Origin of the sequence: Catenulispora pinisilvae (assembly GCF_015356865.1) — a bacterium.
Taxonomy (GTDB): Bacteria; Actinomycetota; Actinomycetes; order Streptomycetales; family Catenulisporaceae; genus Catenulispora; species Catenulispora pinisilvae.
Map to the genome: position 1 here is coordinate 135,524 of NZ_JAAFZA010000001.1, position 22,815 is coordinate 158,338.

21 protein-coding genes are annotated in these 22,815 nt (G+C 71.3%); 15 read left to right on the forward strand and 6 right to left on the reverse strand.

Annotated elements, in window-relative coordinates; genetic code table 11:
• Positions 1 to 42: 42 nt before the first annotated feature.
• The 3 genes from IZR01_RS00585 to IZR01_RS00595 are packed head-to-tail and all read right to left on the reverse strand — an operon-like array spanning position 43 to position 1,481.
• Positions 43 to 642 carry a dihydrofolate reductase family protein gene (locus tag IZR01_RS00585; RefSeq protein ID WP_194891030.1) on the reverse strand — a complete coding sequence of 200 codons (600 nt, stop codon included), beginning with the start codon at positions 640 to 642 and terminating at the stop codon, positions 43 to 45.
• A 3-nt stretch (positions 643 to 645) separates the two neighbouring features.
• Positions 646 to 1,143 carry an SRPBCC family protein gene (locus tag IZR01_RS00590; protein WP_194891029.1) on the reverse strand — a complete coding sequence of 166 codons (498 nt, stop codon included), beginning with the start codon at positions 1,141 to 1,143 and terminating at the stop codon, positions 646 to 648.
• Positions 1,140 to 1,481: an ArsR/SmtB family transcription factor gene (locus tag IZR01_RS00595; protein ID WP_194891028.1), complete on the reverse strand. Its 342-nt coding sequence runs from the start codon at positions 1,479 to 1,481 to the stop codon at positions 1,140 to 1,142. Before IZR01_RS00595 ends, IZR01_RS00590 begins: the two co-directional genes overlap by 4 nt.
• A 169-nt stretch (positions 1,482 to 1,650) precedes the next feature.
• Between IZR01_RS00595 and IZR01_RS00600 the strand changes: the two genes are divergently transcribed.
• The 11 genes from IZR01_RS00600 to IZR01_RS00650 all read left to right on the forward strand — a co-directional run bounded on the left by IZR01_RS00600 (position 1,651) and on the right by IZR01_RS00650 (position 13,903).
• Positions 1,651 to 1,890 carry a YlxR family protein gene (locus tag IZR01_RS00600; RefSeq protein WP_194891027.1) on the forward strand — a complete coding sequence of 80 codons (240 nt, stop codon included), beginning with the start codon at positions 1,651 to 1,653 and terminating at the stop codon, positions 1,888 to 1,890.
• A gap of 168 nt (positions 1,891 to 2,058) precedes the next feature.
• On the forward strand, positions 2,059 to 5,244 hold the full coding sequence (gene infB / locus IZR01_RS52890; protein WP_194922472.1) for a translation initiation factor IF-2: 3,186 nt from the start codon (positions 2,059 to 2,061) through the stop codon (positions 5,242 to 5,244).
• Positions 5,245 to 5,359: 115 nt separating this feature from the next.
• Entirely contained in the window at positions 5,360 to 5,641 is a 282-nt protein-coding gene (locus tag IZR01_RS00610; protein WP_228555912.1) for a DUF503 domain-containing protein, read from the forward strand.
• Positions 5,642 to 5,672: 31 nt separating this feature from the next.
• Positions 5,673 to 6,134, forward strand: a complete 462-nt coding sequence (rbfA, locus tag IZR01_RS00615; protein ID WP_194898822.1) for a 30S ribosome-binding factor RbfA — start codon at positions 5,673 to 5,675, stop codon at positions 6,132 to 6,134.
• A gap of 4 nt (positions 6,135 to 6,138) precedes the next feature.
• Positions 6,139 to 7,056, forward strand: a complete 918-nt coding sequence (truB, locus tag IZR01_RS00620) for a tRNA pseudouridine(55) synthase TruB (protein WP_194898823.1) — start codon at positions 6,139 to 6,141, stop codon at positions 7,054 to 7,056.
• 118 nt (positions 7,057 to 7,174) lie between these two features.
• A complete protein-coding gene (locus tag IZR01_RS00625) occupies positions 7,175 to 8,137 on the forward strand; it encodes a bifunctional riboflavin kinase/FAD synthetase (protein WP_194922473.1) in 963 nt (320 codons plus the stop codon).
• A 189-nt stretch (positions 8,138 to 8,326) separates the two neighbouring features.
• Positions 8,327 to 9,046 (forward strand): sigma-70 family RNA polymerase sigma factor, encoded by a 720-nt coding sequence (locus IZR01_RS00630; protein ID WP_438939670.1) that lies wholly within the window; start codon positions 8,327 to 8,329, stop codon positions 9,044 to 9,046.
• Between the two features lie 6 nt (positions 9,047 to 9,052).
• Positions 9,053 to 9,334, forward strand: coding sequence for a mycothiol system anti-sigma-R factor (rsrA, locus tag IZR01_RS00635; protein ID WP_194898826.1), 282 nt, complete (start codon positions 9,053 to 9,055; stop codon positions 9,332 to 9,334).
• Between the two features lie 350 nt (positions 9,335 to 9,684).
• On the forward strand, positions 9,685 to 12,261 hold the full coding sequence (locus tag IZR01_RS00640) for an HD-GYP domain-containing protein (RefSeq protein ID WP_194922474.1): 2,577 nt from the start codon (positions 9,685 to 9,687) through the stop codon (positions 12,259 to 12,261).
• Positions 12,258 to 13,598 (forward strand): HD-GYP domain-containing protein, encoded by a 1,341-nt coding sequence (locus IZR01_RS00645; protein ID WP_194899555.1) that lies wholly within the window; start codon positions 12,258 to 12,260, stop codon positions 13,596 to 13,598. The genes IZR01_RS00640 and IZR01_RS00645 overlap by 4 nt, the downstream gene beginning before the upstream one ends.
• A gap of 89 nt (positions 13,599 to 13,687) precedes the next feature.
• Positions 13,688 to 13,903: a biotin/lipoyl-binding carrier protein gene (locus tag IZR01_RS00650; RefSeq protein WP_015796282.1), complete on the forward strand. Its 216-nt coding sequence runs from the start codon at positions 13,688 to 13,690 to the stop codon at positions 13,901 to 13,903.
• 116 nt (positions 13,904 to 14,019) lie between these two features.
• Here the strand turns inward: IZR01_RS00650 and bsaP are convergent, their stop codons facing one another.
• The gene (bsaP, locus tag IZR01_RS00655; RefSeq protein WP_194899554.1) at positions 14,020 to 14,199 is read right to left on the reverse strand and encodes a biotin synthase auxiliary protein BsaP; all 180 of its coding nucleotides are present in this window, start codon (positions 14,197 to 14,199) and stop codon (positions 14,020 to 14,022) included.
• Between the two features lie 140 nt (positions 14,200 to 14,339).
• On the opposite strand from bsaP, the gene IZR01_RS00660 reads away from it, so the two are divergent.
• The 4 genes from IZR01_RS00660 to IZR01_RS00675 all read left to right on the forward strand — a co-directional run bounded on the left by IZR01_RS00660 (position 14,340) and on the right by IZR01_RS00675 (position 21,107).
• The gene (locus IZR01_RS00660) at positions 14,340 to 15,773 is read left to right on the forward strand and encodes a cytochrome ubiquinol oxidase subunit I (RefSeq protein WP_194899556.1); all 1,434 of its coding nucleotides are present in this window, start codon (positions 14,340 to 14,342) and stop codon (positions 15,771 to 15,773) included.
• A 63-nt stretch (positions 15,774 to 15,836) separates the two neighbouring features.
• Positions 15,837 to 16,838: a cytochrome d ubiquinol oxidase subunit II gene (cydB, locus tag IZR01_RS00665; protein WP_194899553.1), complete on the forward strand. Its 1,002-nt coding sequence runs from the start codon at positions 15,837 to 15,839 to the stop codon at positions 16,836 to 16,838.
• A gap of 64 nt (positions 16,839 to 16,902) precedes the next feature.
• Complete coding sequence (gene cydD / locus IZR01_RS00670) at positions 16,903 to 20,619, forward strand: thiol reductant ABC exporter subunit CydD (protein ID WP_194922475.1); 3,717 nt, start codon at positions 16,903 to 16,905, stop codon at positions 20,617 to 20,619.
• Between the two features lie 125 nt (positions 20,620 to 20,744).
• Positions 20,745 to 21,107, forward strand: coding sequence for a thioesterase family protein (locus IZR01_RS00675; RefSeq protein WP_194897395.1), 363 nt, complete (start codon positions 20,745 to 20,747; stop codon positions 21,105 to 21,107).
• 95 nt (positions 21,108 to 21,202) lie between these two features.
• On the opposite strand, the gene IZR01_RS00680 is transcribed toward IZR01_RS00675, so the two are convergent.
• Positions 21,203 to 22,072: a class I SAM-dependent methyltransferase gene (locus tag IZR01_RS00680; RefSeq protein ID WP_194922476.1), complete on the reverse strand. Its 870-nt coding sequence runs from the start codon at positions 22,070 to 22,072 to the stop codon at positions 21,203 to 21,205.
• A gap of 65 nt (positions 22,073 to 22,137) precedes the next feature.
• Complete coding sequence (locus tag IZR01_RS00685) at positions 22,138 to 22,797, reverse strand: hypothetical protein (RefSeq protein WP_194897390.1); 660 nt, start codon at positions 22,795 to 22,797, stop codon at positions 22,138 to 22,140.
• Positions 22,798 to 22,815 lie beyond the last annotated feature (18 nt).

A 22,815-nucleotide genomic window follows, 5' to 3' on the forward strand; every position in this document is an offset into this window, starting at 1 on the left:
ACACCCCCTCGGTGCGCCGTGCGCGGTCAGCAGCGGGTCCCCTCAGCTCTTCCGAACCCGGTACCGCAGGTGCGTGACCCGCTCGCTGGGCACGACGACCGGATCGTCCAGCAGCACCTGGCCTTCGAAGCGGTCGCCGAAGAACCGCTTGCCCGAGCCGAACACCACCGGGACCAGCGCCAGGTCCACCTCGTCGACCAGCCCGGCGGCGAAGGCCTGCCCGCCGACGTCGCCGCCGTTGAGCGCGACGTCCCGATCCGGCCCGGCGACCGCCTTCGCCTGCGCGATCGCGCTCGCCACGCCGTCGGTGACGAAGGTGAACGGGGCGGTGCCCATGTGCTTCCAGTCCGTGGGAACGCTGTGCGTCACCACGAACACCCGGTCTCCGGCCACCGGCATGCCGTCCCAGCCGTCGGTGATATCGAACAGCCGCCGGCCGATGACCATCGCGCCGATCCGGGACCACTGCTCGTCGAGGTACCGCGCCGACGCCGCCGGCGCCTTGAAGGACATGTGCCGGTTCCCCGCGGTGATTCGGGTGTCGCCGTTGAAGTAGAAGTCGTGCAGTGGACCGACCTGGTCATCGGCGGTCGCCAGGAAGCCGTCCAGCGAGACCGCGTCGGCCATGATGACCCCGGCCATCGCTCACGCCTCCCGGGTCAGCAGCTCGGCCAGGCGGTCCATCGAGTCCCGGATGCCGTACTCCATCCCGGACGCCAGGGCGGCCTCGCGGGCGGCCATCGACGGGAACACCGAGCGGGTGATCAGGCGGGTGCGGCCGTCCACCTCCTGGATGCGGTAGGTGCCCAGCGCCACCTCGTCCGGTGCGCCCTCGAACTCGAAGGTCTGCACGATCAGGTCCGGCTTGACCGTGTGGAAGACGCCGTGGAACGCCGCGCGGTGGTCGCCGAGGTGGCCGCCGTGGTGGATGTAGCGGTAGCTGCCGCCCGGGCGTGCGTCGTATTCCTCAACGTCCATCTCCAGGTCGCGCGGGCCCAGCCACTGGGCGACCAGCTTCGGGTCGGTGTGCGCGCGGAACAGCTGGGCCGGGGTGCAGTCGAAGTCCCGGACGACTTCGAGGTACGGGGTGCCTTCCTCGGCGGTGATGGTCGTGGGGTTGGTGGGGTTGGTGTTGGTGCTCATCGTTCTTCCTCCTCTTTGAGCGCTTCCAGTACGGCGTCGAGCTTTCGGAAAGTGCTCTCGGCAGCCAGCCGGTAGCCGTCGATCCAGCTGGTCAGCCGCTCCAGGGCGGCCGGGTCCAGATGGCAGGGCCGGCGCTGGCCGTCCCGGCTGCGGGTGATCAGGCCGGCGTCCTCCAGCACTCCGATGTGCCGGGAGACGGCCTGCTTGGTGATCGGGAACAGGTCCGCCAACTCGTTCACCGTGGCCTCGCCGCGGGACAGCCGCGCCACGATCGCGCGGCGCACCGGGTCGCCGAGGGCGGTGAAGGCCCGGTCCAGGGCCTCTTCTTTGTCAACCATGTCTTTGATCAACCATCTCTTTAATCAACTGATGTGTTGACTATAAGCCGGGTCCTGACCGCCCGTCAATAACCCGGGAAACGCGGGAGTGATCCAGGCGCTAGACTGAGACGTGTCTAGCCAGACGGATGCTTCTGCACGCCTTGCCGCATCGGCGCGTTCTGTACCGATGCGAACCTGTGTGGGCTGCCGGGCAAAAGCGGCGAAGACTGAGCTGCTGCGCGTCGTGGCGGTCGAGGGCGTCGTCGTCCCCGACCTGCGCGGGCGGTCGCCCGGCCGGGGAGCGCACCTCCACCCCGATCCGGGATGCCTGGCCCTCGCCGAGAAGCGGCGGGCATTCCCGCGGGCGCTGCGGGTCGACGGTCCGTTGGAAACAACGGCGGTCCGCGCGTTGTTGGAAGGCAGCTGAAGCAAAACATCCCTGTCCGCGTCCGGTGCGTGGAACAGAGAACCCAGTACTAGTCGGAAGCAGGTCGAGTCAGGCGATGAGCACTCGATGAGCAGCAACACGCGATGAGTACGCCCATGCAGTAACCAGACGGCTTCGCGAACAGACGCGGGCCGAAGAAGGAGTGAAGTGGCCAAGGTCCGGGTCTATGAACTCGCCAAGGAGCTCGGAGTAGAGAGCAAGGTCGTGATGGCCAAGCTCCAAGATCTGGGTGAGTTCGTCCGCTCGGCGTCCTCCACCGTTGAGGCGCCGGTCGTCCGTAAACTGATCGACAGCATCCAGCAAGGTGAATCCGGCGGCGCCAAGGGCGGCGCCGGCAAGTCGGCTGCCTCCGCGCAGTCCGCCCCCGCCGCGAAGACCGCGGCGTCCTCAAGCGCCCCGCGTCCCGCCGGCGGTGCCCCCAGGCCAGGTCCGCGCCCCGGTCCGGTCGCGCCCAAGCCCGGCCCCGCGGTTCCCGCGCAGGCTCAGGCAGCGGCCGCGGCGGCCAGTCCGGTGGCTGAGACCCCGGCTCCGGCCGCCCCCGAGGCCCCGGCTGCCCCTGAGACTCCGGCCGCCCCGGAGGCTCCGGCGGCGCCGCCGGAGCAGGCCGCACCTTCGACGTCGGCTCCGGCCCCCGTGCGCCCGGCTTCGTCCGGTCGTCCGGCCGCGGGTCAGGGTCAGGGTGCCGGCGGGGCGATCCCGCCGCGCCAGGCCCCGGCCGCCGGCGGCAGCAGCATCCCCGGCCGTCCCGGTCCGCGTCCCGCGGGTTCCGGGCAGCGTCCGGGAGGCCCCGGGGACCGCGATCGCGACCGCGGTCAGCGTCCGGCGCCCGGCGGTGCCCGTCCGGGTCCGGCCGGCGACCGTCGTCCGGCTCAGGGTCAGGGCCAGGGCCAGGGAGGCCGTCCCGGCGCCCCGGCCCCGGGTCCGCGTCCGGCCGGTCCGCGTCCCGGCAACAACCCGTTCACGTCCTCCGGCTCGACCGGCATGCAGCAGCCCCAGCGGCCCTCGGCCCGTCCGGGTCCGCCGGCCGGTGCCACCGGCGGCGGCGACGGCGGCCCGCGTCCGGGCATGCCGCCGCGTCCCGGCGGCGGCGTCCCCGGCGCCCCGCGTCCGAACCCGGGCATGATGCCCGGTCGCGTCCCTGCGCGTCCCGGCCCCGGCCAGGGCCGCCCCGGCGGCGGTGCCCGTCCGGGTGCCCCGGCCGGCGGTCCCGGCGGCCGCTCCGGCGGCGGTGCGCGTCCCGGCGCCCCGGCGGGCGGCGGCGCCCGTCCCGGCGGCGGTGGCGGTGGCGGCGGTTACGGCGCCCCGCGTCCCGGCGGCGGTGCTCCCGGCGGCGGTGGCGGCGGCTACGGCGGCCGTCCCGGCGGCGGTGGCGGCTACGGCCGCGGCGGTCGCGCCGGCGGCGGCGGTACGGCCGGTGCCTTCGGCCGTCCCGGCGGTCGTCCGGGCCGCGGTCGCAAGTCGAAGAAGCAGCGGCGTCAAGAGTTCGACAACATGCAGGCGCCGTCGCTCGGCGGCGCGATGCTCCCTCGCGGCAACGGGCAGACCATCCGGCTGCCCCGCGGCGCCTCGCTGGTCGACTTCGCCGAGCGCATCAACGCCAACCCGGCGTCCCTGGTGCAGGTGATGTTCCACCTCGGCGAGATGGTGACGGCGACCCAGTCGGTCTCCGACGACGTGTTCGAACTGCTCGGCCAGGAGCTCGGCTTCACCGTGCAGATCGTCTCGCCGGAGGAGGAGGACCGCGTCCTGCTGGAGTCCTTCGACATCGACTTCGGCGAGAACGAGGGCGGCGAGGAGGACCTGCGGGTCCGGCCGCCGGTCGTGACCGTCATGGGTCACGTCGACCACGGTAAGACCCGCCTGCTGGACGCCATCCGCAAGACCAACGTCATCGAGGGCGAGGCCGGCGGCATCACCCAGCACATCGGCGCCTACCAGGTGGTCGCCGAGGTCGCGGGCAACGAGCGGGCCATCACCTTCATCGACACCCCCGGTCACGAGGCGTTCACCGCCATGCGTGCCCGCGGTGCCAAGGCCACGGACATCGCGATCCTGGTGGTCGCGGCGGACGACGGCGTGATGCCCCAGACGATCGAGGCGCTGAACCACGCCCAGGCGGCCGACGTGCCGATCGTGGTCGCGGTCAACAAGATCGACAAGGAGGGCGCCGACCCGACGAAGGTGCGCGGCCAGCTCACCGAGTACGGGCTGGTGGCCGAGGAGTACGGCGGCGAGACCATGTTCGTCGACATCTCCGCGCGCGAGGGCCTGAACATCGAGCAGCTGCTGGAAGCGGTCATCCTGACCGCCGACGCCTCGCTGGATCTGCGGGCCAACCCGGACATGGACGCCCAGGGCGTGGCGATCGAGGCCAACCTCGACCGCGGCCGCGGCGCCGTGGCCACGGTGCTGGTGCAGCGCGGCACGCTGCGTGTCGGCGACTCGATGGTCGTGGGCGACGCCTACGGCCGGGTGCGCGCCATGATGGACGACAACGGCGAGAGCGTCGCCGAGGCCGGGCCGTCGCGTCCGGTCCAGGTGCTCGGTCTCACCAGCGTCCCCGGCGCCGGCGACACCTTCCTGGTGGTCGAGGAGGACCGCGTGGCCCGGCAGATCGCCGAGCGCCGCGCGACCCGCGAGCGGAACGCGGCCATGGCCCGCTCCCGCAAGCGCGTCTCGATCGAGGACTGGGAGAAGGTCATCAAGGCCGGCGAGGTCCAGCAGCTCAACATCATCATCAAGGGTGATGGTGCGGGCTCGGTCGAGGCCCTGGAGGACTCGCTGCTCAAGCTGGACGTCGGCGAAGAGGTCGACCTGCGCGTCGTGCACCGCGGCGTCGGTTCCATCACCGAGTCCGATGTGGACCTGGCGATGGCCTCCGACGCGGTCATCCTGGGCTTCAACGTCCGTCCCGACGGACGGGCGAAGACCAAGGCCGACCGCGAGGGCGTCGAGATCCGCTTCTACTCGGTCATCTACCAGGCGATCGAGGAGATCGAGGCGGCCCTGAAGGGCATGCTGAAGCCGGAGTACGAGGAAGTGCAGCTCGGCACCGCCGAGATCCGCGCGATCTTCCGCTCCAGCAAGATCGGCAACATCGCCGGCTGCATGGTCCAAAGCGGCCTGATCCGCCGGAACGCCAAGGCCCGTCTCATCCGCGGCGGCGCCGTGGTGTCCGACAACCTCACCATCGAGGGGCTGCGGCGGGAGAAGGACGACGCCGTCGAGGTCCGCGAGGGCTTCGAGTGCGGTATCAACCTCGGGTCGTTCAACGACATCAAGGAAGAGGACATCATCGAGACCTACGAGATGCGCGAGAAGCCGCGCGTCTAGTCGGTAACGATAGGGGGGCGGTCCAACCGGGCCGCCCCCACCACTCTCTATCTCGGCAGATAGAGACTCATCCCCTGGGCCGGGTTGGCCCTGATGTGCAGTGTTCGTGGGGACTATGACCCTCGACATCCTCCTGGGCGACGTTCACTCGCTGAAGGAGAAGCGCGGGATCGTGAAGCCGATCCTGGCCGACTTGGACAAGCGCGCCGGAGTGGGCGCCGCCGAGACCGGCCACCAAGACCTCCATCGCCGCGCCGAGATCGGCGTCGCTGTGGTCGCGGCCACGGCCGCACGAGTGAATGAAGTCCTGGACGATCTCGAAGGCGCCGTAGCGTGGCGCCCGGAGATCGAGCTGCTCAGCGCCCGCAGAAGGCTGCGCAGCGATGCGGACGAATAGTAGAAATCCGAGCTAGAAGGAGTGAGTTCGCATGGCGAACAACGGAACGCGCGCCGCGAAGCTGGCCGACCGGATCCGGGTGATCGTCGCCGAGACCCTCAAGACCCGGGTCAAGGACCCCCGGCTCGGATTCGTGACCATCACAGATGTCCGCATCACCGGCGACCTGCGCGACGCCACGGTGTTCTACACCGTGTACGGCGGCGAGGAGGAGCGCGCGGAGTCCACCGCCGCGCTGGAGTCGGCCAAGGGCATCCTGCGCACCGAGGTGGGCCGGCAGACCGGGGTGAAGCACACCCCGTCGCTGACCTTCATCGCCGACGCCATCCCGGAGGGCGCCCGGAACATCGAGGACCTGCTGGCCAAGGTCGCGGTGTCGGACGCGGCGGTCCGGGACGCGGCGGCCACCGCGGCCTACGCCGGCGAGCCGGACCCCTACAGGGCCCCGCGGGACGACGAGGACGGCTTCGAAGACGACGACGAGGACGCCTAGTCCCGTGGGGAAGCGGACGAAGGCCGACGACGGTCCCGGCGGTCTGGTGATCGTCGACAAGCCGGCCGGCTGGACCTCGCACGACGTGGTGGGCCGGGTGCGCAGACTGGCGCGCACCCGGCGGGTCGGGCACGCCGGGACGCTGGACCCGATGGCCACTGGCGTGCTCGTGGTCGGGGTGGAGAAGACCACCCGGCTGCTGGGCCACCTGGCGCTCACCGGCAAAACCTACGAGACCACCATCCGCCTAGGTCAGAGCACGGTCACCGACGACGCCGAGGGCGAGGTGACGGACAGTGCCGACGCCGCGAACGTGTCAGATGACATGATCCGTGGCGCGATTCCGTCATTCACCGGCCCCGTCATGCAGCGTCCGTCGGCGGTCTCGGCGATCAAGGTGGACGGCGTCCGGTCCTACAAGCGGGTGCGCGAGGGCGAGGCGGTGGAGCTGGCCGAGCGGCCGGTGACCGTGCACCGCTTCGAGGTCCACGCGATCCGCCGCGAGGGCCCGCTGGTCGACGTCGACGCCACCGTCGAATGCTCCTCCGGCACGTATATCCGGGCCCTGGCGCGCGACCTCGGCGCCCGGCTCGGTGTCGGCGGGCATCTCACGATGCTGCGCCGCACCGCGGTCGGCCCCTACGGGCTGGACCTGGCCCGGCCGCTGCCCGAACTCACCGACCTGGTGGACGGCGGCGGCGAGTTGCCGGTGGTGCCGCTGGACACCGCCGCGCGGGCGGCGTTCCCGGCGCGGGACATCACCGCCGAGGAGGCCGCGATGGTGGCGCACGGCGGCTTCCTGACGGCCTCGGGACGGTCCGGGGAGCCGGTGGCGGTGTTCGGGCCGGACGGGCGCTTCCTCGCGCTGTACGAGGATCTGCCGGGCGGGAAGAAAGCCAAGCCGGTCGCCGTCTTCATGTGACGGCTGGTCCGAAAGTCCTAAGTCCAAGATCCTGCCGGGGACCGATTGCGCGACCGGGTCCGGCGGATGGCACTCTTGTTTGTCGGCAGAAACTCTCGATCACAAGGCAGGCACCCCCGTGGAACGCTGGCACGGCACCGCCGAGGTCCCGCAGGACTTCGGCCCCTCGGTCGTCACGATCGGCGTCTTCGACGGCGTCCACCGGGGCCACCGCGAGGTGGTCCGCAGCGCGGTCGCCCGGGGCCGGGCGCTCGGCCTGCCGACCGTGGTGCTCACCTTCGACCCGCACCCCAGCGAGATCGTCCGGCCCGGCAGTCACCCGCCGCTGCTGACCACCCAGCGGCACCGGGCCGAACTGCTGGCCGGCGAGGGCGTGGACGCGGTCCTGGTGCTGCCGTTCAGCCTGGAGGTCTCGCGCTGGGCGCCGGCGGAGTTCATCCGCCTGGTGCTGGTCGAGCGCCTGCACGCGCGGGCGGTGGTGGTCGGCGCCAACTTCCGCTTCGGGCACCGGGCGGCCGGCGACGTCGCGGCGTTGCAGGCGGCGGGGCAGGAGCACGGCTTCGAGGTGGTGCCGGTGAGCCTGCGCGGGCCGGAGGGCGAGAGCGCCGACAACCGCTTCTCCTCCACCCGGGTGCGGGCGCTGATCGCCGACGGCGGCGTGGCCGAGGCCGCGGACCTGCTGGGCCGCCCGCACCGGGTCGAGGGCGTGGTGGTGCGCGGCGACCAGCGCGGCCGGGAGCTCGGCTACCCGACCGCGAACGTGGAGACCGTGCCGTTCGCCGCGGTCCCGACCGACGGCGTCTACGCCGGCTGGCTGATCACCGACGTCGACAAGCCGGAGAAGTCGGTCCGGCACCCGGCCGCGATCTCCATCGGCACCAACCCGACCTTCGACGGCGTCGACCGCCGGGTCGAGGCCTACGCGCTGGACCGCGACGACCTGGACCTGTACGGCACGCACGTGGCCGTGGAGTTCGCCGCCCGGATCCGGGACACGCTGAAGTTCGACTCGATCCAGGCGCTCCTGGACCGGATGGCCGACGACTGCAAGGTCGCCCGGGAGATCACCGACGCCGCCTGAGGCGTTCATCACACCGGGTGTCGCCCAGCTCACAGGGGTGAACACCTGGGAATACCCCTGCCCTGAGCCCGGTTGTAGCCCTTGAACCCTCCAGGGTCCGACCACGTTGTCGAGGGGACAGGAATGACTTTGGCACTGAAGCAGCGCCGTCCGGCGGTCAAGATCGATTTGTCGGCGGCCACGCCTTGGATAAGCTCTTCGGGTACCCCCGAGGAGGTGAGGACGGTCGCCGTGACCGCAGACGACGCACGTGGCGAGGCCGTCATCGCCGAGGCCGTCTCCCCGGAGCAACCGGCCCCCGCCGACGCGCCGCGGGTGGACCCCGGGGAGTCCGAGGACGCGCGCAACGAGCGCTTCGAGCGCGACGCGCTGGTGTACCTGGACCAGCTCTACCCGGCCGCGCTGCGCATGACCCGCAACCCGGCCGACGCCGAGGACCTGATCCAGGAGACGTTCGCGAAGGCCTTCGCCTCCTTCCACCAGTTCCGCGAGGGCACCAACCTCAAGGCCTGGCTCTACCGGATCCTGACCAACACGTTCATCAACAGCTACCGTAAGAAGCAGCGCGAGCCCCAGGTCAGCCCGACCGAGGAGATCGAGGACTGGCAGCTGGCCCGGGCCGAGTCGCACAGCTCGGCGGGTCTGCCGTCAGCTGAGACGGTGGCGCTGGACCACCTGCCGGACTCCGACGTCAAGGAAGCGCTGCAGGCCATCGGCGAGGAGTTCCGCATCGCGGTCTACCTGGCCGACGTCGAGGGCTTCGCGTACAAGGAGATCGCCGACATCATGGGGACGCCGATCGGCACCGTGATGTCCCGGTTGCACCGCGGGCGCCGGCAACTCCGTGCGATGCTTGAGGACTACGCGCGGGAGCGCGGCCTGGTGGCCGCCGCGGCGGAAGGGAACTGAAGCGCCATGAGTTGCGGGCAGCCGCACGAGACGCCGTGTACCGAAGTCCTCGATCATCTCTACGAGTACATCGACAACGAGATGCCCGATGAGGACTGCGCGGCGGTTAAGCGCCACCTCGACGAGTGCCAGCCGTGCCTGGAGAAGTACGGGCTGGACGCGATGGTGAAGAAGCTCGTGCAGCGCTGCTGCGGATGTGACGAGCCGCCGGTCGACCTGCGGGCCAAGGTGCTGGCCCGGATCCGGCAGGTGCGTGGTGAGGTCGCCGTGGGCGGTACCGGCGAGTAGCAAGACATCGGATGATCCAGGGGCGCGCCTATGGCGCGCCCCTGGCGCGTTCCGGCCGGATCCACTCGGAAGAGTGGATCTTTTCTTGACTGGCGGGTAATTTTCCTCTGTACTCTTACGTGCTTTGATCCATTCCCGTGGTCTGCCCCATGACCGCGGACGAATTTGGGAAGACGGGTGGTCCGAATGATCGCGATCGGGAGCGTCGGGGTTTAACCCTGACCGTACGACCGAGGACCACGGGCCGGCGCCGCCCCATGCGTCGGCCTGTGGACCCGTCGGGCGTTTCGTGACAGGGTTTTGCGTTGACCGGTGCTGACGCGCTCCCTGCGCGGACTGAAGGATGACCGATGCCGTTGGCCGTGCGGTGTTACATCTCTGGTTTGGTGGCGGCAGCTCTGTCGGTCGTCGCCATGTTGCCGTTGTCCAGAACCGACCCGCGCCTGCTGGCGGTGTTGTGTGTTCTGGTGGTGACTGCCGAGCGGCTTTCCCGGGTGCGGATCGGCGCCTCGGGCTGGACGATGTCGGTCTCCCTGGTGGTCACCCTCACGACCGTGGTGGTCCTGGCGCCGCCGGCCGCCGCCGTGGTGGGTCTGGCCACCTCGCTGACCCTGCCCCGCCTGCCGAGCTGGACCTGGACCAAGCAGTTCGTCAACGCGGGGATGATGAGCCTGGTCCCGGCCGCGGGATCGGTCGTGTGCTACCTGGCCGGCGGTCACGCCCCCGGGCACTTCCTGAACTTCCCGGAGTTCCTGCTGCCGGTCACCGCCGCGGTCACCACCTGCCTGGTGGCCAACGCCGTGATCATCGCCGGCTATATGCAACTGTCCAGCACCGCCCGCTTCATCGACGTGCTGCGCGGCGACGTCCGTCGCGCGACCATGCCGTACTACTCCTCGGGCGTGCTGGCACTGATCTTCCTGTCGCTGTGGCACGACATCGGCTGGTACACCGCGCTGCTGGTGATCGTGCCGATGTACATAGCCCACTGGAGCCTGTCGCAGTACGCGAAGGAGAACGCGGCGCACGAGGGCACGATCGCCGCGCTGGTCCAGGCCGTGGAGATCAAGGACTCCTACACCCGGGGCCACAGCGAGCGCGTCGCCCGCGGCTCGGAGATGCTGGCCAAACAGCTCAAGATGCCCCAGGACCGGCGCGCGATGCTGCGCTTCGCCGGCCTGCTGCACGACATCGGTAAGCTCGGCGTCCCCACGCGGCTGCTCACTAGCACCGGCGGCCTGACCGAGGAGGAGTTCAAGCTGCTGTGCATGCACCCCAACCACGGGGTGGCGGTGCTGCGCGACATCCGGTTCCTGACCGAGGTCTACGAAGGCGTGCTCTACCACCACGAGCGCCTGGACGGCCGCGGCTACCCGACGGGCAAGTCGGGTGATGAGATCCCGCAGTTCGCCCGCATCATCGGCGTCGCCGACGCCTTCGACGCGATGACCTCCACCCGCTCCTACCGCGCGGCCCGCTCGGTCCAGGAGGCGGTGGCCGAACTCCGCCGCGGCGCCGGCACCCAGTTCGACCCGGCCCTGGTCCGCGCCTTCGAAGCGGCGTTGGACGAGGCGGCGCGTTCCGGCACGCCCTGGGTTCCCACGGAACTCACGCCGGCCGAACCCCAGCCGGAAGACGGGACCACCGCCGCGGCAGTGGGCCCCTGGCCGCTTCCCAAGCGTGTCCCGGGCTTCTCCTTCGCCGACCACGACGACCCCTTCGTCCCGGCCGAGTGGTTCTCGGACTGGTACCCGAGCTGGCTGGCGCACGGCGGGGAACCGAACGCGGATCCCGGCCGGCCGGTGCCCGAGGTGCTGGGCGGGATTCCGGGGCAGCGGGTGGCGGAGCCGGAGGCGGACAACGCGGGCAGCGAGGCGGGCCCTGGCGCCGGTGCCGACGCGGGTGCGGGCGACACGGTGGGGGACGCGGGCTTCGACGACGGCTGGTCGGAGCGGATGCACTCGGCCGTGGTGCGTGAGCCGGGGCCGGAGCCGGATGAGGGGTGGGCTTGGGAGGACGAGGCTGAGGCGAAGCCTGAGCCGTCGGCTGAGAGCACTCGGTGGCCGCAGGACCCTGGTCTATACGGCGGCGTCGGCCTCGGCTCGATGCGGATGCGCGCGGCGACACCGGCACAGGAACCTGATCCGCGAGGGCCGGCTGCCGCGCGGGAGGATGGCGCGGCTGCTAACGAGGACGAGGCTGATTCGGTGCGGCTTGATGCCGCGGCTCCGACGGCCGACCTCGGCTCGCGGGACAGTGACACTCCGGCTGGCGCCGGTGCTGAACCGGCGCATCTCGCGGATGCCTCCGCGCCGATTGCCGCGCCGACTGCCGAGCGCCAAGACAGCATGACTCCAGTTGCCGCGGACAGCATCGATCCGATGCCCTTTGTCGAAGCCGCATCATCGACTGTCCCCGCGGATCCGGCGCGCCTTGAGGATGCTGACAGCATCGATCCGATGCCCTTTGCCGGTGCCGCATCATCGACCGTTCCCGCGGATCCGGCGCGCTTTGCCGATGCCGCACCGTCGGCCGCCGACTTCGACCTCCGCAAGCCCATACCCGCCAGCCAGGAGCCCGCCCCCGCAGCCGCCGCCCCCGTCGCGAGCGCCAATAGCGCTGATAGCGCCAACAATGCCGACAACGCAGACAGCGAAGACACCATCCCCGTCCCCCGCGCGAAGCCCGGCGACCCCGAAGCCTGGGCCCCGTCCCCCGAGCCGTGGTCCGCTCCCGAGCCGACCGAGGCTCCGAAGGCTGCCGAGTCCGCCGACTCCGACCCCCGCTCCGCGTCCTCCGGCGGCCCCTCCTGGTTCTCGCGCGGGTCTTCCGCGTCCTCGTCCGCGATGCGCTTCATCGGGCCCGCAGATTCGGGCTCGTGGCCGCCGCGTGATCCCGAGGCGAAGGATTCCGGGAGGTCGGGATGAACCACGCCAAGCCCCCCGCCCATCGGGCGGCCTTCGACGCTGACAGCGACGCGCGGACCGCGTGGGCGCAGAGCAATCCGGTGCTGCTGGTGCTCGCCTGCTTCGTGGCGTTCGCGGCGGTGGGGTCGTGCGCGGTCCACGGGTTCAGCCAGCCCGGCTACGCCCTCGCCTTCGGCTTCATCATCGCCGCCGGCGAGGCGTTCCGCGTGCGGCTGCCCGGCGGGCGCGAGGCGGCGCCGCTGGGGGCGGCCACCGCGCTGGCCTACGCCGTCATCACCGAGATCGGCCACCAGCCCGCGCTGCACAACGCGCCGCAGGCGGTCGCGGTCGCCGCGTTCGGGTTCCTGGTCGGCTCGGTGCCGCACCTGGCCGTCCGGCGTCCGACCACCCTGGACTACACCGCCCGCCGCTTCTTGATGGTCGCGCTGATCGCGTGGCTGTTCCGCATGTTCTACCTGCGCTGGGTGCTCGGGGCGCGGGTCGACGGGCCGAAGCTGGCGCAGACCACCGCCATGGACCCCGGCTTCCTCACCCACCACCTGCACAGTGTGTCGGTGGGCGCCGCCACCGCCGCGTTCTTGGTGCTGGCCATCATCAGCGACGGGCTGATGGGCGCGGTCCTGCAGGCCGGCCAGCACCGGCGGCCGATCCTGGCCGCGGCCCGGGACGAGGTGCGCTTCACCACCCGGGTCGGGCTGGCCGTGGTGGCGACCGCGCTGCTGGTCACCCTGGCCTCGCGCACGATGTCCATCTGGGTCCTGCCGGCGCTGTGCCTGCCGCTGGCCTTCACCCAGGTCTCGTTGCGCCGCTTCGCCCGGATCAAGGAAGTGCACCTGGAGACGATCAGGGCCTTGTCGCGCATCACCGAGGTCGCCGGTCTGACCCAGCCCGGGCACGCCCGGCGGGTGGCCCGCACCTGCCAGCGCATCGGCCGCGAGCTGGGGTTGAGCGAGGACCAACTGCTGGACCTGGAGTACGCCTCGCTGATGCACGACATCGGCCAGCTCTCCGTCGCCGAACCCGTGCACGGCGGCCGCACCGCCCCGCTGTCCCTGCAACGCCAGCGCGAGCTGGCCCGGGCCGGCGCCGAGGTGATCCGGCGCGCCGGGGCGCTGGGCAACGCCGCGGAGATCGTGGAGCACCACCCGGACCCGTTCGGCGCCGCCGGCCCGCTGCCCAGCCGCATACTGCGGGTCGCCAACGACTACGACGACCTGGCCGGCGAGGCGCCGGAGCCCGCCGAGCGCACCGAGGCGCTGCGGAACATCCGGCTCGGGCTGGCCGTGCACTACGACCCGGCGGTCGTGGAGTCGCTGAGCCGGATGGTCGGTGAGTGAGTCCGGCCCCTGCGCGGGCGGGTACGGGGTGCGGCGTGATTGGATGCGCACGTACAGAGTTAGCTTGTGACTGCGAGGGAGCATCGAACGTGGCCGAGGAAGTCCGCGCCGAGATGGTGGCCAACGTGTGGAAGATCGTGGCGGCCGAGGGCGACGAGGTCGAGGACGGCGACACCCTCGTGATCCTCGAGTCGATGAAGATGGAGATCCCGGTCCTGGCCGAGGTCTCGGGCAAGGTGTCGCGCCTGGCCGTCGCCGAGGGCGACGTGGTGCAGGAGGGCGACCTCATCGCCGTCATCGGCTGAGGGCAAGACACCAGAAAGTGCGCCGTCCCGGGTCGACCGGCGGCGCGCTTCGTCGTGTCCGGACCTGCTGTCCGGCTCTGCTATCCGGCTCTACTGTCCGGCTCTGCTGTCCGGCCCTAGCTCGTGATCGTCCCGTGCTCGACGCACCGCGCCGACCACCCCCGGGGCACGACCTGCACCACCATCCGCCGGCGGCACTGCTCGCAGTACCGCGGCGGCTCCAGCTCCGCCCGCGCCGCGCACCGGTCGTGGCCGGTCGCGGCCGTCGGCTCGCCGCACTGCCCGCAGTAATCCATGCAGGCAAGGTAACACCGGCCCCGCGCGTGCCGCCGAACAGGTGACGGGGCTTTGGCCGCACCGAGTCCGGACCCACTACGCTGCGTGATCACCTGACCACGTCTGTCCGTCCGCGGGAGGCCGAGCCGTGCACCAGACCGTGACCGCCGCGATGGACCCGGTGTCGGTGGCGCGTTGGCAGTTCGCGATCACCACGGTCTACCACTTCCTGTTCGTCCCGCTGACCATCGGAACCTCGTTCCTGGTCGCCGGGTTCCAGACGGCCTGGCACCGCACCGGCAAGGAGCAGTACTACCAGGCCACGAAGTTCTGGGGCCGGCTGTTCCTGATCAACTTCGCCCTCGGCCTGGTCACCGGGATCGTGCAGGAGTTCCAGTTCGGCATGAACTGGTCGGAGTACTCCCGCTTCGTCGGCGACATCTTCGGCTCGCCGCTGGCCATCGAGGCGCTGCTGGCCTTCTTCCTGGAGTCCACGTTCCTCGGCCTGTGGATCTTCGGCTGGGAGCGGCTGCCCCGCGCCGTGCACCTGGCCTGCATCTGGATCGCCGCCTTCGGCACCGTGGCCAGCGCCTACTTCATCCTGGCCGCCAACTCCTTCATGCAGCACCCGGTCGGCTACGTGATCAACGAGCTGAAGGGCCGCGCCGAGCTCACCGACTTCTGGGCCGTGATCATCCAGAAGACCACGGTCATCACCTTCCTGCACGTGCTCACCGCCTGCTTCCTGTGCGCCGGCGCCGCGCTGGTCGGCATCTCCTGCTACCACCTGCGCAAGAAGCAGCAGCCGACGGTGTTCCGGCCCTCGCTGCTGGTCGGCCTGTGGGCGCTGCTGATCGCCGGCGTCGGCGTCGCGCTGACCGGCGACCAGCAGGGCAAGGTGATGTTCGAGCAGCAGCCGATGAAGATGGCCTCGGCCGAGGCGCTGTGGGACACCCAGGGCCCGGCGCCGTTCTCGCTGTTCGCGGTCGGCGACGTGGAGAAGGGCCGCAACTCGGTGGAGATCGAGATCCCGCGGCTGCTGTCCTTCCTGGCCCACGGCAACTTCCACGACCCGGTCCCCGGCATCAACCAGACCAACGCCGCCGAGCGGGCCAAGTACGGCCCCGGCGACTACCGGCCGTGGATCCCGATGGCCTACTGGTCCTTCCGCTGGATGATCGGCTTCGGGATGTTCTCGGTGCTGGTCGCGCTGTTCGGGCTCTGGTTCACCCGGCGCGGCCGCACGCCGGCCGGACGCTGGGGCACGTGGTTCTGGCGGTTCGGCCTGTGGACCCTGGTCTTCCCGGTGATCGGCTCGGCCTGGGGCTGGATCTTCACCGAGACCGGCCGCCAGCCCTGGATCGTCTACGGCCTGATGCGCACCCGCGAGGGCGTCTCGACCTCGGTCCCGGCCAGCCGGGTGCTGACCTCGCTGATCCTGTTCGCGGCGCTCTACGCGGTGCTGGCGGTGGTCGAGGTGGGGCTGTGCGTCAAGTACGCGCGGGCCGGGGTGCACGACGTCGCCCCGGCCGACGGGCCGGCGTCGGCGTCCTCGGACGGGGACGAAGACCAGCCGCTGGCGTTCGCTTACTGAGCCCTCGATCCGCGTAGTGAGCACTGAAGTACTGAGTACTGAGCACTGAGAGGTAGACGGCCTGTGAGCCTGGTGAACTTCTGGTACCTGCTGATCGCGGTGCTGTGGATCGGCTACTTCTTCCTGGAGGGCTTCGACTTCGGCGTCGGGATCCTGACGCAGGTCCTGGCGCGCGACGAGACCAACCGCCGGGTCCTGATCAACACCATCGGCCCGGTCTGGGACGGCAACGAGGTGTGGGTGATCACGGCGATCGGCGCCACCTTCGCGGCCTTCCCCAACTGGTACGCGACGTTGCTGTCCGGCTTCTACGTGCCGCTGCTGCTGGTGCTGTTGGCGCTGATCGTGCGCAACGTCGCCTTCGAGTACCGGGGCAAGAGCGACGCCCGGCACCGCGCCTGGTGGGACCTGTGCATCTTCGTCGGCTCGCTGCTACCCCCGCTGCTGTGGGGCCTGGTCTTCGGCTGCATGTTCTCCGGCACCAAGATCGGCGACGACATGAACTTCCACGGCCGGATGTCGGACTTCCTCACCACCGTGGACGGCGTCATCGGCGCCCTGGCCTTCCTGGCCCTGTTCCTCACCCACGGCGCCGTCTACACCGCCCTGAAGACCCGCGGCCCGATCCGCGACGCCGCCCGCCGCCTCGCGGTCCCCGGCGCGCTGGTCAGCCTGGTGCTGGTCGGTGTGCTGCTGGGCCGGGTGAACAACCACTGGGGCGGGCCGCTGTCCTGGACGGTGGCGGTGGTGCCGCTGGTGGCGTTGCTGGCGTGCGCGGTGGTGGTGCGGATCGGGCGGGACGGCTGGGCCTTCGTGCTGTCCGGGGTGGCGGTGGCGACGATGGTGGCGTCGATGTTCATCGCGGTGTTCCCGATCGTGATGCCCTCCTCGCTGAACCCGGACTGGTCGCTGACGGTGCACTCGGCGGCGTCCTCGCACTACACGCTGAGGGTGATGAGCGTGGTGGCGTGCGTGTTCACGCCGCTGGTGCTGCTGTATCAGGGCTGGACGTACTGGGTGTTCCGGAAGCGGATCGGGGTCCGGAACATTCCGGCGGCGCACTGATGGCCTCGGTGATGCTGCCGACCCGCCTCGCTGTGCCTACCCGCTTCGCCGCGGCGGGCCGCTGATGCTCGACCGGCGGCTGGCGGAGCACGCCGGCGCTGTCCGGCCTTGGACGGCGCTGTGCGCGGTGCTCGGGACGCTGTCGGCGCTGGCGGTGATCGGGCAGGCGTGGGCGCTGGCGTCGCTGATCGCGATCGGGTTCGGGGGCGGGTTCGGGTTCGGGTCCGCGGGTCGGGCGGCGCCCACGGCGTCGGGGGTCTGGCCGTGGCTGGTGGCGCTGGGCTGCTGTGTCGCGGTGCGGGCCGGGCTCGCGTGGGCCATGGAGGCCGCGGCGTTCCGGGCGGCGGCGTCGGTGAAGTCGGCGCTGCGGGTCGGGCTGGCCGCGCATCTCATGGCTCTCGGCCCGCGATGGCTGGCCACGCGCAAGACGGCATCGCTGGTGACGCTGGCGACCCGCGGTGTGGACGGCCTGGACGGCTACTTCGCGCGCTACCTGCCACAGGTCGTGTTGTCGGCGACGGTCCCGGCCGCGGTCCTGGCGGTCCTGTTCGGCGCGGACTGGGAGTCCGGCCTCATCGTCCTGGTGACCCTGCCGTTGATCCCGCTGTTCCTGTGGCTGGTCGGCGTGGCGACCCGCACGCATGTGGAGCGCCGCCGCCGGGCGCTGGACGTACTGGCCGGGCACTTCCTGGACGTGGTCGCGGGCCTGCCGGACCTGCTGGTGTTCGGCCGCGCCCGGGCCCAGGCCGCCGCCATCCGCCGGGCCACGGACGAGGACCGGGCGGCGACGCTGCGGACGCTGCGGCTGGCGTTCCTGTCGTCGCTGGTACTGGAGCTGGCGTCGACGATCTCGGTGGCGATGGTCGCGGTCGGGATCGGGCTGCGCCTGGTGGCAGGCACGCTGGACCTGCGCACGGGGCTGCTGGTGCTGATCCTGGCGCCGGAGGCGTACTGGCCGCTGCGGCAGGTGGGGGCGTTCTACCACGCGAGTGCCGAGGGGAAGGCGGCTGCGGGGGAGGTGCTGGGGGTGCTGGAGACGCCGGTCCCGGCGCCGGTCCCCGGCCCGCGCGCCTCGACGGAACTCGCCGGGATCGAGATCAATGGACTGACGGTCAGCTACCCGGGCCGCGGCGAGCCGGCGCTCTCGGACTTCTCGTTGACGGTGGCCCCGGGGGAGTGCGTGGCGCTGGTGGGGGCGTCGGGCGCGGGGAAGTCGACGGTGTTGAAGGCGCTGCTGGGGTTCGTGGATGTGGCGGCGGGGACGGCGACCGCGTGCGGGCCGATCGCCTGGGTGCCGCAGCGTCCGTATTTGTTCGCGGGGACGGTGGCGGAGAACGTGCGGCTGGGGGCCGGACGCGCGGTGTCCGACGGGGATGTGCCTGACTCGGACCTGCCCGAGACCGACCTGTCCGACGCGGCGGTCTGGGAGGCGCTGCGAGCGGCCGCGGCGGCGGACTTCGTGGCGGCCCTCCCCGGCGGCCTGCACGCGCGCATCGGCGAAGGCGGCCACGGCTTGTCCGCGGGCCAACGCCAACGCCTGGGCCTGGCTCGGGCCTTCCTGGCGGACCGCCCCTTAGTCCTCCTCGACGAGCCGACCGCATCCCTGGACCCCGCGGCCGAAGCGGAGGCCGTCGCCAGCATCCGCAGCCTGGTCGCCGACCGCACCGCGATCATCGTGGCGCACCGCGCGGCACTGCTGGAGGTCGCGGATCGGGTGGTGACGCTCGGGCCCGCCGATACCTACGCGACACACCCGGTTGACGCCCCGCCCACCCAGGGGGCGCACCGCCTCAAAAAGAACAATCTTCGCAATTGTGAACCCTGTCAAGACCCCGCCGCCCAGACCCGCGCCCGAATTCGGCCAAATGAGCGACTGGACAGCGGCCGCCCCACCGCGCGCCTCGCCCTGGCCGCAGCCCTTGGCGCCGCGGCCCTCGGTTCGGCGACCGGCCTCGCGGCGACTTCCGCGTGGCTCATCTCCCGGGCATCGCAGCAGCCGCCGATCTTCGACCTCATGATCGCGATCACGGCGGTACGGGCGCTGGGCATCGGGCGCGCCGTGTTCCGCTACGCCGAGCGCCTTGTCGCGCACGACGCCGCGTACCGCATCCTCGGCAGCCTCCGCGCCCGCACCTACGACCGCCTCTGCCGACAGGCGCCAGGCCGGCGGCGCGGCGAGTTGCTGGCACGCTTCGTCGCCGACGTGGACGCAGTCCAGGACCGCTATGTCCGCTTCCTGATCCCCGCACTCGCCGCGACGGCCGTGGGCACCCCGGCCGTCGCCGCACTCGCCGAAGCCCTCCCGAGCGTCGCGCTGATCACCGCCCTGGGCCTGCTCGCGACCGGCATCGCGATCCCCCTCGCCGCCGCCCGCACATCCGCCGCCGCGGACCGGCACGTGGCGCCCGCCAAGGGCCACCTCACCACCGAACTCCACGACCTCCTGCGCGGCGCCCCCGACCTGCTCGCCGCCGACGCGGTCCCCCCGCGCCTGGCCCGCGTCCAGGCGGCCGACCGCGACCTCACCGCCACCGAACGCCGCTCAGCCGCCGCCCGCGGCCTCGGCACGGCCCTGACGACCCTCGCCACCGGCGCGACGGTCTGGGGCGCCGCTTACGTGGCTTTGGGGGCTGTCGACGCGGGTGGCCACACCACTCATCAAGTCGCGGCAGCCCGCCAAGCCCTGAGTGTTGCCGGACAAACTCCCGACGCCGCGCACCTAGCTGCTGCCAATGCGAGCCAAGCCGCGGGTGCCATCTCGCGGGCCCCCGGCACCGCCCACCCGCTCGGCACCACAGCGCTGCAAGCCGCGCACCAAGCTGCCCAGCAAGCCGCGCACCATTTCCCACCCACGCTCCTAGCCGTCCTCATCCTCACCCCGCTCGCCCTCCTCGAAGCCACCGCCGCGATGCCCCAAGCGCTCCAGTACCTCCGCCGCGCACGTGCCGCCGAGCGCCGCGTCCGCGAAGTCCTCGCCGCGCCGGACGCCGTCCGCGAGCCCGCCGAGCCGCTGCCGCTGCCTGTCGCATCGCAGACCCTCGCGCCGCATCCCGCAGCCCACCCCACCATCGCCACCCGAGCGCTCCAGGTCACCTGGCCCGGCCGCACTGATCCCGCCCTCCAGCACCTCGACCTCGACCTGGCCCCCGGCCGCAAGGTCGCCGTGGTCGGGCCCAGCGGCTCGGGCAAGACCACGCTCATCAGTGCCCTGCTCCGCCTCGTCGACCCCGCGGACCCCGCCTCCATCACCCTCGGCGGCGTCCCCACCACTGCCCTGCGGTCTGAGGACGTGCGGCGCGTCGTCGGCCTCTGTGCGCAGGACGCCCATGTCTTCGACAGCACCCTGCGCGAGAACCTGCGGCTGGCCCGTCCCGACGCGACGGACGCGGAGCTCGGATCGGTGCTCCGCCAAGCCCGCCTCGCCGATTGGGTCGGCACTCTTCCTCGCGGGCTCGACACCTTCGTCGGTGAGCACGGCGCTCGCCTCTCCGGCGGCCAGCATCGTCGCCTGGTGCTGGCCCGCGCGCTGCTGGCCGGCTTCCCGGTGCTGCTCCTCGACGAGCCCACCGAGCACCTCGATCCGGCCACCGCCGACGCGCTCCTGTGTGATCTCCTCGCCCTGCCGCAGACCACGCTCCTGGTCACGCATCGCCTCGCCGGGCTGGAGCACGTCGACGAGATCGTGGTGCTGGACGACGGTCACGTCGTGGAACGCGGCACCTGGCCGGAGCTCATGAGCCGGCGGGGCGTCTTCCACAGCCTGTGTAGGGTCTACGCGTGACCGAAGCCGACAGCACCGAGAGCACTGAGAACACCGACAGCACCGAGAGCGCTGACAGCGCTGACAGCGCTGAAAGCACACCGAGCCAGGTGCAAAGCGCCCATGCCTCGCAGGGCGCACAGGCAGTGCAGACAGCACAAGTCACCCTGCACGTCACCGAAGCCGACACCGCCCAAGCCATCGGCTCCGGCGACCTCCCGGTCCTCGGCACGCCCCGCCTCATCGCCCTCGCCGAGCAGGCGACCGTCGCGACTGCCGCGCCGCTCCTGGCCGAGGGCCAGACCACCGTGGGCACGCGCATCCGCTTCGACCACGTCTACCCGACCGCGGTCGGCGGCACCGTCACCGCCGCCGCCGAACTCGCGCACCGCGACGATCGCCTCCTGCGCTTCACCGTGGCCGCCCACGACGCCGCCGGCCGGCTGGTCGGCGAAGGCGAGATCACCCGCGTCATCGTCAACGCTGACCGCTTCATGGCGAAGCTGTAGACGCGGTAGGAGAGGGAGAGCTAAGTAAGCGGCAAACCCGGTAAGCGGCAAACCCGGTAAGCGGCAAACCCGGTAGGCGGCAATCCGGTAAGCGCCTACGCCGGCCTGGAAGCCCGCAGCGAGAACATCAAAGGCACCCGCGGCATCCCCTCGGGCAGCCGGTAGAACCCGTCCCGCTTCTCAAGAACCTGATACCGGGCGAACATCGTCTTGTCGAACTCGTGCAGGAACTCCAACCGCAGCCCGGCCGCGATCAGGGCGCTGACGATGTCCCCGAGTCCGTGGTTGAACTCGACCGTGACGTTCTCCCGCGTAGCCGCAGCGGCATCCGCGTACGTCCCCGGCTCGTCCCAGACCTGCGGCGAGGCGTCGAAGTAGTCGTACCCGACCGTCCGGCCGTCCTCCTCGCGGAGCGTGTTCCCGAACGGATGGAACTCCGACAGGTAGAGGAACCCGCCCGGCTTCACCACCGAAGCCGCCACCCGGGCCCACCGCTCGATGTCCGGCAGCCAGCACAACGCGCCCTTGCCCGTGTACACGACGTCGAACTGTTCCCCGCCCAGCGCCTCGGCCGCGTCGTAGACGTCCGACGTGAACCAGCGCGAGTCGGTGACGCCGATCCGCTCCGCGAGCGAAGCCGCGGCGGCCATCGCCGGCCCCGAGAAGTCCAGCCCGGTGACCACGGCCCCGTGCCGGGCCCAGCCCAGCGTCTCGGTGCCGATGTGGCTCTGGAGATGCAGCAGCCGCTTGCCCCGCACGTCCCCGACCTCGGCCAGCTCGAACTCCGCCAGCGTCTCCCGCCCCGCGACGAACGAGGCGAGGTCGTAGAACTCGCCGTCGACGTGGATCGGTACCCGCTCGTCCCAGTTGGCGCGGTTGTACTCCAGCCACTTCCCGGGATCGGCACTGGGGGTACTGGGGGTACTGGGGGCACTGGGACCGGGCGCACTTGTCTCGGAGCTCATGCACCTGACGCTAGCTTCGCCCCTCCCGGTGATCAAAGGGAATAGCGATCAAAGGGAATAGCGCCTCACGCGTACTGCGTACTGCGCGGATCCGGCCGGTCCAGATTCCAGTGCCGCCCCACCCCGGTGAGCCAGTCCGCCGGATTCCCGTCCTTGTCCCGCGGCCGCAGGACGAACCGGCAGATGCTGCTCTGCCCGCCCTCGTGGTCGCTGTAGAGGACTTCGACGGTGAACACCCGCCGCTCCTTGATCGCCGCCGCCATCGCGTCGTACTGCGGGTCGTCGGTGTCGCGGATCGCGGCGTGCCAGTAGCCGATGTCGTGTGCGGGGATGAACAGATCGCGGATCATCCGGCGGTAGTCCGGCAGCGCCGTGTGCCGGTCTTCCGGACCGCGGCGTTCGTCGGAGACGGACCACCCCTGCAACACCGCCAGCCCGGCACCGGCGTTGCGCACCGAGATCGCGAGGTACACGTTCCCGTCCACGATCTCGGCGTAGCCGCGCCCGCCGCTCACCACCGCCCAGTGGTCGTCGGCCCAGAAGATCTTCTCGTCGCGGTCGGTCAGGCGGGAGTTCAGCAGCACCGGCCGCAGGCCCACCAGCACGGCCCGCTCGGCGGCGGCCGCGGCGCGCGAGGCCGAGCGCACCGACTTCAGCGTGGCCGCCGCCAGGATCACCGTGGTCCCGGCGGTGGCCAGCGAGGATATGGTCACCCAGTCAGTCACGCGCTGGAGACTACAAAA

Bases quoted from the DNA above. Each gene is read 5' to 3' on its own strand.
- IZR01_RS00585 (WP_194891030.1), bottom strand. From the start codon at position 642: ATGGCCGGGGTCATCATGGCCGACGCGGTCTCGCTGGACGGCTTCCTG.
- IZR01_RS00590 (WP_194891029.1), bottom strand. From the start codon at position 1,143: ATGAGCACCAACACCAACCCCACCAACCCCACGACCATCACCGCCGAG.
- IZR01_RS00595 (WP_194891028.1), bottom strand. From the start codon at position 1,481: ATGGTTGACAAAGAAGAGGCCCTGGACCGGGCCTTCACCGCCCTCGGC.
- IZR01_RS00600 (WP_194891027.1), top strand. From the start codon at position 1,651: ATGCGAACCTGTGTGGGCTGCCGGGCAAAAGCGGCGAAGACTGAGCTG.
- IZR01_RS00610 (WP_228555912.1), top strand. From the start codon at position 5,360: ATGACCCTCGACATCCTCCTGGGCGACGTTCACTCGCTGAAGGAGAAG.
- rbfA (WP_194898822.1), top strand. From the start codon at position 5,673: ATGGCGAACAACGGAACGCGCGCCGCGAAGCTGGCCGACCGGATCCGG.
- rsrA (WP_194898826.1), top strand. From the start codon at position 9,053: ATGAGTTGCGGGCAGCCGCACGAGACGCCGTGTACCGAAGTCCTCGAT.
- IZR01_RS00640 (WP_194922474.1), top strand. From the start codon at position 9,685: ATGCCGTTGGCCGTGCGGTGTTACATCTCTGGTTTGGTGGCGGCAGCT.
- IZR01_RS00645 (WP_194899555.1), top strand. From the start codon at position 12,258: ATGAACCACGCCAAGCCCCCCGCCCATCGGGCGGCCTTCGACGCTGAC.
- bsaP (WP_194899554.1), bottom strand. From the start codon at position 14,199: ATGGATTACTGCGGGCAGTGCGGCGAGCCGACGGCCGCGACCGGCCAC.
- cydD (WP_194922475.1), top strand. From the start codon at position 16,903: ATGCTCGACCGGCGGCTGGCGGAGCACGCCGGCGCTGTCCGGCCTTGG.
- IZR01_RS00680 (WP_194922476.1), bottom strand. From the start codon at position 22,072: ATGAGCTCCGAGACAAGTGCGCCCGGTCCCAGTGCCCCCAGTACCCCC.